This window comes from Hydrogenophaga sp. H7, assembly GCF_002025745.1.
Classification (GTDB): domain Bacteria; phylum Pseudomonadota; class Gammaproteobacteria; order Burkholderiales; family Burkholderiaceae_C; genus Hydrogenophaga; species Hydrogenophaga pseudoflava.
The window spans coordinates 155586-167847 of record NZ_MCIC01000020.1 but is presented as its reverse complement, the minus strand read 5'-3'; the positions used below and the strand labels follow the sequence as shown (position 1 = coordinate 167847).

Annotated in this window: 12 protein-coding genes; 6 read left to right on the top strand and 6 right to left on the bottom strand. The window is 69.6% G+C overall.

Features of this window, described 5'->3' with window-relative positions; translation table 11 throughout:
* Positions 1 to 78: 78 nt before the first annotated feature.
* Positions 79 to 1473, bottom strand: coding sequence for an ethanolamine permease (gene eat / locus BC358_RS21510; RefSeq protein ID WP_079367408.1), 1395 nt, complete (start codon positions 1471 to 1473; stop codon positions 79 to 81).
* Between the two features lie 240 nt (positions 1474 to 1713).
* Here eat and BC358_RS21505 point away from each other — a divergent pair, with 240 nt between their 5' ends.
* The 4 genes from BC358_RS21505 to BC358_RS21490 all read left to right on the top strand — a co-directional run bounded on the left by BC358_RS21505 (position 1714) and on the right by BC358_RS21490 (position 5919).
* Positions 1714 to 2688 carry a helix-turn-helix domain-containing protein gene (locus tag BC358_RS21505; RefSeq protein ID WP_079367407.1) on the top strand — a complete coding sequence of 325 codons (975 nt, stop codon included), beginning with the start codon at positions 1714 to 1716 and terminating at the stop codon, positions 2686 to 2688.
* A gap of 94 nt (positions 2689 to 2782) precedes the next feature.
* Positions 2783 to 3424: a LysE/ArgO family amino acid transporter gene (locus tag BC358_RS21500; RefSeq protein ID WP_079367406.1), complete on the top strand. Its 642-nt coding sequence runs from the start codon at positions 2783 to 2785 to the stop codon at positions 3422 to 3424.
* Positions 3425 to 3440: 16 nt separating this feature from the next.
* On the top strand, positions 3441 to 5108 hold the full coding sequence (locus tag BC358_RS21495; protein WP_079367405.1) for an NAD(P)/FAD-dependent oxidoreductase: 1668 nt from the start codon (positions 3441 to 3443) through the stop codon (positions 5106 to 5108).
* 4 nt (positions 5109 to 5112) lie between these two features.
* Positions 5113 to 5919 carry a carbon-nitrogen hydrolase family protein gene (locus tag BC358_RS21490; RefSeq protein WP_218016599.1) on the top strand — a complete coding sequence of 269 codons (807 nt, stop codon included), beginning with the start codon at positions 5113 to 5115 and terminating at the stop codon, positions 5917 to 5919.
* Here BC358_RS21490 and BC358_RS21485 read toward each other — a convergent pair.
* The 5 genes from BC358_RS21485 to BC358_RS21465 form a co-directional block, all read right to left on the bottom strand.
* Positions 5910 to 6701 (bottom strand): trypsin-like serine protease, encoded by a 792-nt coding sequence (locus BC358_RS21485; protein WP_179130122.1) that lies wholly within the window; start codon positions 6699 to 6701, stop codon positions 5910 to 5912. The two genes, BC358_RS21490 and BC358_RS21485, sit on opposite strands and share 10 nt — an antisense overlap.
* A gap of 4 nt (positions 6702 to 6705) precedes the next feature.
* Positions 6706 to 7704: a LysR family transcriptional regulator gene (locus tag BC358_RS21480; protein WP_079367403.1), complete on the bottom strand. Its 999-nt coding sequence runs from the start codon at positions 7702 to 7704 to the stop codon at positions 6706 to 6708.
* Positions 7705 to 7787: 83 nt separating this feature from the next.
* Positions 7788 to 8174, bottom strand: a complete 387-nt coding sequence (locus BC358_RS21475) for a DUF4189 domain-containing protein (protein ID WP_179130121.1) — start codon at positions 8172 to 8174, stop codon at positions 7788 to 7790.
* Between the two features lie 111 nt (positions 8175 to 8285).
* Positions 8286 to 9203 (bottom strand): hydroxymethylglutaryl-CoA lyase, encoded by a 918-nt coding sequence (locus BC358_RS21470; protein WP_066156770.1) that lies wholly within the window; start codon positions 9201 to 9203, stop codon positions 8286 to 8288.
* Positions 9204 to 9210: 7 nt separating this feature from the next.
* Entirely contained in the window at positions 9211 to 10431 is a 1221-nt protein-coding gene (locus BC358_RS21465; RefSeq protein ID WP_079367401.1) for a CaiB/BaiF CoA-transferase family protein, read from the bottom strand.
* Positions 10432 to 10552: 121 nt separating this feature from the next.
* On the opposite strand from BC358_RS21465, the gene BC358_RS21460 reads away from it, so the two are divergent.
* The gene (locus BC358_RS21460) at positions 10553 to 11467 is read left to right on the top strand and encodes a LysR family transcriptional regulator (protein ID WP_079367400.1); all 915 of its coding nucleotides are present in this window, start codon (positions 10553 to 10555) and stop codon (positions 11465 to 11467) included.
* A gap of 76 nt (positions 11468 to 11543) precedes the next feature.
* The gene (locus BC358_RS21455; protein ID WP_079367399.1) at positions 11544 to 12254 is read left to right on the top strand and encodes a haloacid dehalogenase type II; all 711 of its coding nucleotides are present in this window, start codon (positions 11544 to 11546) and stop codon (positions 12252 to 12254) included.
* Positions 12255 to 12262 lie beyond the last annotated feature (8 nt).

Genomic DNA, 12262 nt, shown 5'->3' with positions numbered 1-12262 from the left:
GAAAGGTCTGGTGTCCCAGCGTCGCGCTCAAGTTCACGTCAGCGGCTCCTCGGTGGGGGTCGGATCAAACGGTGGATTTCATTCTGCCGCAGCGGCCAGCATCGCGTCGTGCGGCGCGGCGTCGCGCTGCGCCGAGGTCAGGCGGAAGTAGAGGTAGCAGACCGCCATGAAGCCCAGGAAGATCAGCGACAGCAACTGGTTGAAGTACACCACCGCGGCCAGGCAGACCAGGCCACAGACGATGGCGATGGCCGGGAACAGCGGGTACAGCGGCGCACGGAAGGGGCGGTCCAGCTTCGGCTCGGTGGCGCGCAGCTTGAACAGCGAGGCCATGGACATGATGTACATCACCAGCGCGCCCAGCACCGCCATGGTGACGATGTTGGCCGTCAGCGGCAGGCCGCCGATGGTGACCCACTGGTCGCTGAACACGGCCGCGATGCCCACGATGCCACCGCCGACCAGCGCATTCACCGGGGTGCGGAAGCGCGGGTGGACCTTGGCGAACCAGGCCGGCAGGTAACCGGCGCGGGCCAGCGCGAACATCTGGCGCGAGTAGCCCAGCACGATGCCGTGGAACGAGGCGACCAGGCCGAACAGGCCGATCCACACCAGCATGTGCAGCCAGCCGCTGGACTCGCCCACCACCATCTTCATGGCCTGGGGCAGCGGGTCGTTGATGTTGGACAGCTTGGACCAGTCGCCCACGCCGCCGGCCATGACCATGACCAGGAAGGCCAGCGCCACCAGGGTCAGGATGCCGGTGATGTAGGCGATGGGGATGGTGCGCTTGGGGTCCTTGGCTTCTTCGGCGGCCATGGCCGCGCCTTCGATGGCCAGGAAGAACCAGATCGCGAACGGGATGGAGGCGAAGATGCCGGCCCAGGTCGCTGCGCTGAACTCGGCCGAGCCGGCCCAGCCGTTGGCGGTGAAATTGGCCAGCGACCAGCCCGGGGCGACGACGCCGGCGAACACCAGCAGCTCGATCACCGCCAGGATGGTGACGAACAGCTCGAACGCCGCCGCGATGCCCACGCCCACTGCGTTGAGGCCGATGAAGATCACGTAGGCGCCGACCGCCGCCCACTTCGGGTCCAGCGCCGGGTACTGCACGTTCAGGTACGCGCCGATGGCCAGCGAGATGGCCGGCGGCGCGAACACGAACTCCACCAGGGTGGCGAAGCCGGCGATGAAGCCGCCGGTGGGTCCGAAGGCCCGGCGCGCGTAGGCGAAGGGGCCACCCGCGTGCGGGATGGAGGTGGACAGCTCGGTGAAGCTGAAGATGAAGGTGGTGTACATCAGCGCCACGAACAGCGTGGCCAGCAGGAAGCCCAGGGTGCCGGCACTGGCCCAGCCGTAGCTCCAGCCAAAGTACTCACCGGAAATGACCAGACCGACGGCGATGCCCCAGAGGGAAAAGGTGCCCAGCACGGGCTTGAGTTCCCGGCTGACCTGAGTGGATGCGGTGGACATGGGACGTTCTCTTGTGTGTGGATGAAAAGCCCGAACGGCTCGGGCGGCCTGGCGCGAAGTGTGGTTCGCCGGCCCGCGGCGCCCTATCCCGGATCGGAAACACGCCCCGCCGTGGCGCACTTTTTCCGAAACGGGATAGCCCGGACGGCCACACCTCCGGGTTTTCCAGCAGGCCGGGCGTGGCACGGAACTTGATACTCCCGCTGCACCCCGGCGCCGCGTGCGCCGAAGGAGCCCGCCATGCCCGTCGCCAGCCCCACCCCGCCGACCGCCTTCCGCGTCAAACGCACGCGCGAGGTGGACGTGCACGCCCGCAACCTCGACGCCTGGGACCAGGACTACGTGCAGACCTCGCCCGGCGTGTTCCAGGGCCAGGTGCGCGAGCTGTTCGATGGCCCGCTGCAGGCCTTCGAGGAGGTGGCCAACTGCGCCACCAGCCAGCACTGCCGGCCCTGGCGCGGCGGTGTCTGGCTGGGTCTGTCGGTGCCCGAGCGCCCCGAGGGCCTGCGCTTCATGGGGCGGCCGGTGGGCGGGCACGAACTGATGATTTCCGACGGCAGCGAGGCCTTCGACCTGCAGGTGCCGGCAGGCCACGGCCTCTACGGCCTGGTGTTCGACCCGGCCGAGCTGCAGGCCCATGTGCGCACCCGCGACCAGGCCGATGCGGCCCCGGTGCGCGGGCCGGGGGTGCGGGTGCAGACCCTGACACCCACCCTGCGCTTTCGCCTGGTCGGGCTGATGCGCGAGGTGCTGCGCGGCCTGGAGGCCGACCCCGGCGTGCTGCACCACGAGGCCAGCCGCCGCAGCCTGCGCGAGGCGCTGTTCTCGGTGCTGGGCGACACGCTCATGCCGAACGGCCAGGCCGACGCGGTCACGCCGCGCCAGCAGCGCCGGCAGGACGTGGTGCGCCGCGTGCGCGAACTGGTGACCGAACAGCCGCAGGAGTACCTGGGCGTGGAACGCCTGTGCGAGGCGCTGCACATCACCCGCCGCACACTGCAGAACTGCTTCCAGGACAGCCTGGGCATCAGCCCCGCCAGCTACCTTCGCCTGGTGCGGCTGAACGCGGTGCGGCGCGAGCTGCGCGACGCGGACGCCGACCAGACCATCGGCGACGTGGCGGCGCGCTGGGGCTTCTGGCACATGGGCCATTTCAGCCACGACTACAAGGCGCTGTTCGGGGAATCCCCCTCGAACACGCGCACCGCGGCTTGAGCAACCCATCGAATTGGTTGATTCCTTTTTAACAAACTAGATTTCGAGTTGAAATGGTTTAACAAAACCAGCGGCGGCGGCAGACTCCTGCCCCATGACCCTCGCATTCCCCACCTTCACCGCCGGCATGGTGCTCAGCATGTCGCTCATCATGGCCATCGGCCCGCAGAACGCGCACGTGCTGCGCATGGGCCTGCAGCGCCAGCACCTCTGGCTCACCGTCGCCGTCTGCGCGCTGGCCGACATCGTGCTCATCTCGCTCGGTGTGTTCGGCCTGGCCCAGCTCGGTGGCCTCTCTGACAAGCTGCTGGGCGCGCTCATCGGCGCCGGCGTGCTGTTCCTGGGCGTGTACGGCTGGCAGGCGTTCCAGCGCTTCCTCAGGCCGCAGGCGGCCGCCCCGCTGGCCACCGCCCAAGCAACGAGCCAGCAGGCGCCCGCCCCGATCAGCCAGCGCCAGGCCATCCTGTCGGCCCTGGCCTTCTCCTGGCTCAACCCGCACGCCTGGCTGGACACCGCCGTGCTGATCGGCACCGCCTCGCTGGCCTATGGCCCGGGCAGCAAGGCCTTCGGCCTGGGCGCCGCCACCGGCTCGGTGGTGTGGTTCCTGGTGCTGGGCGCCGCGGCGTTCTGGCTCGGCCGCCGGCTGAACTCGCTGCACATCTGGCGCGTGCTGGACGGTGTGGTCGCGCTGATGATGTGGGGCACCGCCGCCTGGCTGGTCGCCGGATTGTTCTGAAGCCCAAGGAGCCCCCATGAGCGCCACCCGTCCCGCCAATGCCCCGGTCACCACCTTCGGCCCGGACTTTCCATTCGCCTACGACGACTGGCTGACCCACCCGCAGGGCCTGGCCACGCTGCCGGCCAGCGCGCGCGGCACCGAGGTCGCCATCGTCGGCGCCGGCATGGCCGGCATGACCGCGGCCTACGAGCTGATGAAGCTCGGCCTCAAGCCCGTCATCTACGAGGCCTCGCGCATGGGCGGGCGCCTGCGCTCGCAGCCCTTCGAGGGCGGCCAGGGCGTGGTGGCCGAGCTGGGCGGCATGCGCTTCCCGGCCTCGTCCACCGCCTTCTTCCACTACGTGAACCTGCTGGGGCTGGAGTCGAAGCCCTTCCCCAACCCGCTCACGCCCGCAGCCGGCAGCACAGTGGTCGACCTGGAAGGCCAGACCCACTACGCCCGCACACTGGCCGACCTGCCGCCGCTGTTCCGCGAGGTGGCCGACGCCTGGGCCGCGGCGCTGGACGAGCTGGGCTTCGGCGACCTGCAGCAGGCGCTGCGCCAGCGCGACGTGCCCAGGCTCAAGGCGCTGTGGGACGCGCTGGTGCCGCTGTGGGACGACCGCACCTTCTACGACTTCGTGGCGCAGTCGAAGGCGTTTTCGAAGCTGTCGTTCCGCCACCGCGAGGTGTTCGGCCAGGTGGGCTTCGGCACCGGTGGCTGGGACTCGGACTTTCCCAACACCATGCTGGAAATCCTGCGCGTGGTGCTGACCGGCTGCGACGAGGACCAGCACCTGATCGTGGGCGGGGTGCAGCAGGTGCCACTGGGGCTGTGGCAACACGCGCCCGAACAGATCACCCACTGGCCGGCCGGCACCTCGCTCGCCCGCCTGCACGGCGGCGCCACGCGGCCGGGCGTCACCGCCATCCGGCGTGCCCCCTCGGGACAACTGGCCGTCACCGACAGCTGGGGCACCGAACGCGAGTACCCCGCCGTGCTGGTGACCTGCCAGAGCTGGCTGCTGACCACGCAGATCGCGGTCGAAGAGTCGCTGTTCTCGCAGAAGCTGTGGATGGCGCTGGACCGCACGCGCTACATGCAGTCGAGCAAGACCTTCGTGATGGTGGACCGCCCGTTCTGGAAGGACGTTCAGCCTGCCACCGGTCGCGACACGATGAGCATGACGCTGACCGACCGGCTCACGCGCGGCACCTACCTGTTCGACAACGGGCCGGACAAACCCGCGGTGATGTGCCTGAGCTACGCGTGGATGAGCGACGCGCTCAAGATGCTGCCGCACCCGCCCGCCAAACGTGTGCAGCTGGCGCTGGACGCGCTGCGCAAGATCTACCCCACGGTGGACATCGCCGGCCACATCGTCGGCGACCCGATCACGATCTCGTGGGAGGCGGACCCCTACTTCCTGGGCGCCTTCAAGGGCGCCCTGCCCGGTCACTACCGCTACAACCAGCGCATGTACGGCCACTTCATGCAGGACAGCCTGCCGGCGGCCGAGCGTGGCATCTTCCTGGCCGGCGACGACATCTCGTTCACGCCCGCCTGGGTCGAAGGCGCGGTGCAGACCTCGCTGAACGCGGTCTGGGGCATCGTCCACCAACTGGGCGGGCAGTGTCCCGCCGACAACCCCGGGCCGGGTGAGCTGTTTCCCACACTGGGTCCTGTGGCCTTGCCAGAATGACAGCGTGAACGACCTGCACATCGCCCTCTGGCAGACCCCGCACCCGGCCAGCACCGCCGAGGCGCTGCAGCGGCTGGGCACGGCCTGCGCGCAGGCGCGCGCGCAAGGCGCCGAGCTGCTCATCACGCCGGAGATGTTCATGACCGGCTATGCCATCGGCGCCGAACGCGTCGCGTCGCTGGCCGAACCGGCCGATGGGCCGCTGGCGCAGGCGGTGAGCGCCATCGCGCAGCGCCACGGCATGGGCGTCGTGTACGGCTACCCGGAACAGAACACAGAAGGCCGACCCTTCAACGCTGCGCAGGCCATCGCGCCCGACGGCGCGCGGCTCATGAACTACCGCAAGACCCACCTGTTCGGCGACCTCGACCGCGCGCAGTTCAGCCCGGGCGGTGCGGCGTCGCAGGCCTTCGAGTGGCGCGGCTGGCGCATGGGCCTGCTGATCTGCTACGACGTGGAGTTCCCGGAAACCGTGCGCCTGCTGGCACTCCAGGGTGCCGACGCGGTGCTGGTGCCGACGGCCAACATGGTGCCGTTCGACGAGGTGCAGCGCGTCCTGCTGCCCGCGCGGGCGCTGGAGAACCGCCTGTTCCTGGCCTACGCCAACGCCTGTGGCCGGGAAGGCGGGCTGCACTACAACGGCCTGAGCCAGGTGAACGCGCCGGACGGGAGCGCTCTGGCTCGGACCGGCGCAGGAGAAACCCTGCTGAGGGCCGCCCTGCAAACCTCGGCGCGGACCGCCACTCCCGCGGCGCAGCTGCAGGACCGGCGCAGCGACCTCTGCGGGCCGCTGGCGCAATCTCAGAGGTAGGCCGCTTCGGGCGCCTGGGCGCGGATGAAGTTGATCACCGACGGCCCCTGGGCGTTGGTGAACAGCGAACCGTCGCCCTTGCCGCAGTCGACCACCGTGCCCGAGGACGTGATGCCGATCAGCGCCGGCTGACCACCCACCGTGCGGTAGGCCGGACCACCCGAATCGCCGCTGCAGGTGTTGCTCAGCTCACCCGAGTAGGTGTAGCCGATGCTGGTTTCGTTGACCGTGGTCAGCGTGGCAAAGCCGACCGCCAGGTCGAAGCCGGGCGCGCCCCAGCCGGCCACGTAGATCGGCTGGCCGGGCGAGGACGGCTGGCTCACCAGCACCGGCATGGTCGGGTTGGGCAATGCCTGCTGCAGCACGATCACCGCCGCATCGTTGAGCAGCGCATTGGTGCTGCGCTGGTACTGCGGGTGCACGGCCCAGCGGCTGGCGGGCACGCCGACCACGGTGCCGTCCCCGCGCCAGAGCCCTGCCAGCACGCGCCGTGTGCCACCCGGCAGGCAGTGCGCCGCCGTGAGGATCTTGGTAGGGGTGATCAGCGTGCCGGAGCACACCGCTGTGCCCGAGCTGGTGGACACGTTGAGCAGGATGACCGACGAGCGCTCCGGAGTCCCGCAGTTGGCGCCGTTGAGCACCTTGGGTTGCAGGCCCATGCTGCCGCACATGGACTCCGCGCTGGGCAGCGAGGCGTCGTCGCCGCCCCCGCAAGCCGCCAACAACACCGCCGCAGCGGCGGCTGCCACCGTGGCCATCACTCCCTTGCCGATCCTGTTCATGGATTCACCCTGTTGGTTGAGAAATGGGGAAGGGCCGACCCGCCGGCCCCGTCGCAGCCGCCAATGTACCGCCGGCCCAGAAGTCGGCCTGCGCATAGTGGTGCTTGAGGAAGTCGATCCACAGCCGCACCCGCAGCGCCAGGTGCTTGCGCTGAGGGAACAGCGCGTAGATGCCGTTGGGCGGCGCGGCGTACTCGTCCAGCACGGTTTCGAGCCGGCCTGCCGCGATGTCGGCCTCCACCTCCCAGGTGCTGCGCCAGGCAATGCCGTAACCGGCCAGGCACCACTCGCGCAGCACCTGCCCGTCCGAACAGTCCAGCGGCCCACCGGGGCGCAGGTGCACGATCTCGGCCTCGGCTCCTTCGGAAGCGCCTTCGCCGGGCGGCATGCGAAAGGCCCAGCCCCGGGTCTGGGACGCGTCGGACGACAGGGTCAGGCAGTCGAAGCGTGCCAGGTCGGCCGGGTGGGCGGGGCGGCCGTGCCGCCGCAGGTAGTCGGGCGTGGCCACGCACATGCGGCGGTTGTCCGCCAGCCGCACGCTCACCAGGGACGAGTCCGGCAGGTCGCCGACCCGCACCGCGCAGTCGTAGCCCTCGCCCGCGAGGTCGACCACCCGGTCGCTGAGGTTGAGCGAGATCGTGACCTCGGGATGCAGTTCGCGAAAACGCGGCACCAGCGGCGCCACGTGGCGGCGCCCGAAACCGGCAGGGGCCGTGATGCGCAAATGGCCGCTGGCCTTGACGCCGCCCGCACTGACGCTGGCCTCGGCGTTGGCCAGATCGGTCAGCAGGCGCTGGCAGTCCTCGATGAAGGCGCTGCCTTCGTGGGTCAGCGTGATGCGGCGCGTGGTGCGCACCATGAGCTTGACGCCCAGGCGGGATTCCAGCGCATCCAGCCGCCGGCCGATGATGGCCGGCGCCACGCCCTCGGCCTTGGCGGCGGCCGTCAGGCTGCCGCGCGTGGCCACCGAGACGAAGGTTTCGAGCTGCTTGAGCTTGTCCATGGGCCCGCAGATTACCCCATCAAAAGGAGGCAATCAACGGGACTTCCGGACAGATTTTTTACCTGGGTGTTACGCCGGAACGATCAGTTGCACTGGGCAGGCAGGTTGGGAATCTCGGTGCAAGCCTGTCCGCCCTTGGCCGCACAGGCGTTGTTCGCCGTGGTCTGCGCATCGAAGGCCGAGCCCCCGGCGCCCACACCCCAGACCCAGGCACCGGATGCCGTCTGTCCCTGGGCAATGGCACCGCACTCCTCGAACTGCAACACCACCTGGCAATCGCCGGCATCGCACTCGTCGCGCGCTGCGTCGTTGGCGATCGACTGGGTCAAGGCTTCGGAAGCAATGCCCACCCGGTTGGTCGACGCACTGACAGCGATGGAGCCGTAGCCATTGCTGTCGCCGCCCCCCCCGCAAGCCGCCAGCGTCACGGCGGCGATCAGGGCCGCCCCCCAGGTCCACAACTTCTTCATGGGTTTCCTCCTCAGGAATGGATGAACATGGACGCCCGATGCGCCCATCACGAGCAGTCTAAGACAGCTCGCGCTCCACGTCTTGATCCAGATCGCCACTTTGCGCACGAATCAGAGGGGCCACCCCTTGGGCAACCCGGCCTCGGGCGTCATGCCGTACACCGGCTCGCCGGGCAGACCGGTCTGGAGCGGTTCGCGCGCGGCGATGAGCTGGCCGATGTCCACACCCGTGGACACGCCCATGGCCTCGAACATGAACACCAGGTCTTCGGTCACCACGTTGCCGCTGGCGCCCGGCGCATAGGGGCAGCCGCCCAGACCGCCGAGCGAGCTGTCGAAGGCGCGCACGCCCACGTCGTACGCCGCCAGGCAGTTGGCCAGACCCAGGCCGCGCGTGTTGTGCATGTGGGCTGCGCCGGCCTTGTCGCCCAGTTCGGCGCGCAGCCGGGTGAACAGGCGCCTGACTTGTGCAGGATTCGCCATGCCGGTGGTGTCGGACAGGCCCACCTCGTCCACGCCCGCGTCCACGCAGGCCACGGCCAGAGCGATCACCTCGTCTTCGGGCACCGCACCCTGCAGGGTGCAGCCGAACGCCGTGGACAGCCCCACCTCCACCGGCACCTGCGGCGCGAGCTCGCGCCGCAGCGCCACCACCTCGCGCAGCTCCGCCACCATCTGCTCGCGCGTCTTGCGCACATTGGCCAGCGAATGCGCCTCGCTGGCCGAGACCGGCAGCGTGAGCTTGTGCACGCCGGCGGCCAGCGCGGCCTCGGCGCCGCGCCGGTTGGGCACCAGGGCCATCACCGTCAGACCCGGCAAGGTGACGGCGTGGCGCACCACCTCGGCCACGTCGGCCATCTGCGGCAGCAGCCTGGCGGGCACGAAAGAACCCACTTCGATTTCGCGCAGGCCGGCCGCGGCCAGCGCGTCGATCCAGCGGCACTTGTCCGCCGTCGGCATGGTGGCCTTGACGGACTGCAGGCCATCGCGCGGCCCCACCTCGCTGATGTGAACGTCGGGTGTGCTCATGCCGGCCTCACGCGACCACTGCCTGCTGGCGCAGGCGTTCGATGTCGGACGCCGCGTAGCCCAGACCGTGCAGCAGCTCGGTGGTGTGTGCGCCCATGGTCGGCGGGTCCAGCCGCACGCCGGGGCGCTGGCCGTCGAGGGTGAACGGGAACAGCGTGGTCTTGACGGTCTGGCCGGCGCGCTCGCCGTCGGGCAGGGTGATGTCGGCCAGGCCGCCGGTGGCCAGCAGGTGCTCGTCGGCGTACAGCTCCTCCGGTTTGCGGATCGGGGCGAAGGGCAGGCCCACCTTCTCGAACAGGGCCGCCAGATCGGCCGCGCGCCAGGTGGCCAGGCGCTCGCGCAGGATGGGCAGCAGCTGCGAACGCAGCTTCACGCGGGCGTTGTTGTCGGGGTACCGCGGGTCGGCCTTGAGGTCGGCAAAGCCCAGCGCATCGCAGAAGGTCACCCACTGCGCGTCGCTCACCGCCGCCAGGAAGATCTGCTCGTCGTCTTTCACGGTGAACACGTCGTACACCGCCCAGGCTGAGATGCGCTCGGGCATGGGCGCCGCCGGCTTGCCGGTGATGGCGTACTGCAGCATGTGCTGGCCGACCAGGAACACGTTGTTCTCGAACAGCGCGCTCTGCACCTCCTGGCCTTTGCCGGTGATGCCGCGCTGGATCAGCGCGCCCAGGGCCCCGATGGCGCCGAACATACCGCCCATGATGTCGTTGACGCTGGTGCCCGCGCGCAGCGGGTCGCCGGGCCGGCCGGTCATGTAGGCCAGGCCGCCCATCATCTGCACCACTTCGTCCAGCGCGGTACGGTGGTCGTAGGGGCCGGGCAGAAAGCCCTTGAGGCTGATGTAGATGCAGCGCGGGTTGACCTGCGAGAGGGCCGCGTAGTCCAGCCCGTACTTGACCATGGTGCCGGGCTTGAAGTTCTCGGCCACCACGTCGGCGCTGGCGGCCAGGCGGCGCGCCACCTCGGCGCCCTCGGCCTGGCGCAGGTCGATGGCGATGCTCTTCTTGTTGCGGTTGAAGAGCGGGAAGAAGCCCGCGCCCGAGCCGAGCAGGTGGCGCGTGCGGTCGCCGTCGATGGGTTCGACCTTGATGGTCTCGGCCCCCATGTCGGCCAGCACCATGCCGCAGGTGGGGCCCATGACCATGTGGGTGAATTCAACGACGCGCAGGCCGGTCAGTGGCAGCGGGCGGGTGGGGGCAGCGGCGTCCCCGGCGGTCTGGTTCATGCAAGTCTCCGTTCTGGGCGCCTGGGTGTCGGGCTCGGTGATTGGCAGTTTAGGCTTTACCAAAACAGTGCAAAGAGGTATTTTTTCGCCTTTGGTTTTCCAATATGGAAATTCTCGACCCATGCGCGACCTGGATCTCACCAATTTGCGGCTGTTCGTGGCCGTCTGCGACCACCGCAACATCGTCCGCGCCGCCGCCGAAGCCCACCTGACGGCCAGCGCGGTCAGCAAGCGCCTGGCCCAGCTGGAAGCGCAGATCGGCACGTCGCTGCTGACCCGGCGCCGCCACGGCGTCGAGCCCACGCCCGCCGGCGAGAGCCTGCGCGAACACGCGCGCGAACTGCTGCTGGGCGCCCAGCGCATCGAACGCGACATGGCAGCCTTCGCGGCCGGCGTGCGCGGCCAGGTGCGCCTGCTGGCCACCGCGTCGGTGATGGCGGCGCCACTGCCGGGCGATGTGGCCGGCTTCCTGGCCCAGCCGGGCCACGAAGGCATCCAGGTGGAGCTGGCGTCGCGGTCGGGCGCGCAGGTGGTGCAGGGCATCCGCGACGGCGTGGCCTCGCTGGGCATCTGCTGGCACAGCCCGCACGGCGCCGACCTGCGCGGCCTGGCGCACGCGCCCTACCGCAGCGACCGGCTGGGGCTGGTGCTGCCCCGGGGCCATGCGCTGGCCGGACGGGCGCGGGTGCGGCTGGCGCAGGCGCTGGACAACCCCTTCGTCGGCCTGCCGGTGGACAGCGCGGTGCAGGCGCTGATGCTGCGCGCCGCGACCGAGCTGGGCCACACGCTGCGCTACCGCATGATCGTGACCGACTTCGAGGCCGCGCTGCGCGTGGTGGCCACCCGGCTGGCGGTCAGCGTGATGCCGGTGGCGGTGGCCCTGCCCCGGGTCGACAGTCTGGACCTGGCCGTGGTGCCGCTGGACGAGGACTGGGCCGAACGCCGCTTCGCGATCTGCTACCGGGACGAATCCGACCTGGGCCCGGCCGCCCGCCTGCTGCGGGACCACCTGGTGCGAGAGGCCGCCTCCAGTTGATTGCCCACATTTTTGTCACAGATAAATCAAATCTCAGGCAATTAATCCAGAGACAAGTATCGAATAAAGTGACGGGATGGAAAAACCCCGCGCGGTCCTGTTCGACGCCTATGGCACGCTGTTCGACGTGTACAGCGTGGGCCTGCTCGCCCAGCAGCTGTTCCCAGGCCAGGGCGCCCGGCTGGCCACCGTGTGGCGCGACAAGCAGATCGAATACACCCGGCTGGTGACCACCAGCGACCAGGGCGCGCCCCATCAGCCCCACTACCGCCCGTTCTGGGAACTGACCCAGGCCGCCCTGACCTACGCCATCAAGCTGATCGAACCGGCCGCCCGCAGCGACTGGGCGGCCTACGAGGCCAAGGCCACGCAGCTGATGAACCAATACCGTCACCTGAGCGCCTTCCCGGAGAACCGCGAGGTGCTGCAGGCCCTCAAAAGCCGCGGCATCGTCACCGGCATCCTGAGCAACGGCGAACCGCAGATGCTGGGCATCGCCGTGCGCAGCGCCGGGCTGGAAGGCCTGCTGGACCACGTGATCAGCGTGGACGGCGTGCGCAAGTACAAGACGCACCCGGACGCGTATGCGCAGGGCGAGAAGGTGACCGGCCTGACGCGCCAGCAGATCGTGTTCGTCAGCAGCAACGCCTGGGACGCGCTGGGCGCGACCTGGTTCGGCTACCGCACGCTGTGGGTGAACCGCCAGAACCAGCCCTTCGAGGAACTGGGCACCCCGCCCACGCGCACGGCCACGAACCTGCGCGAGGTCCTCGCCTTCTTCGACTGATTTCCTTT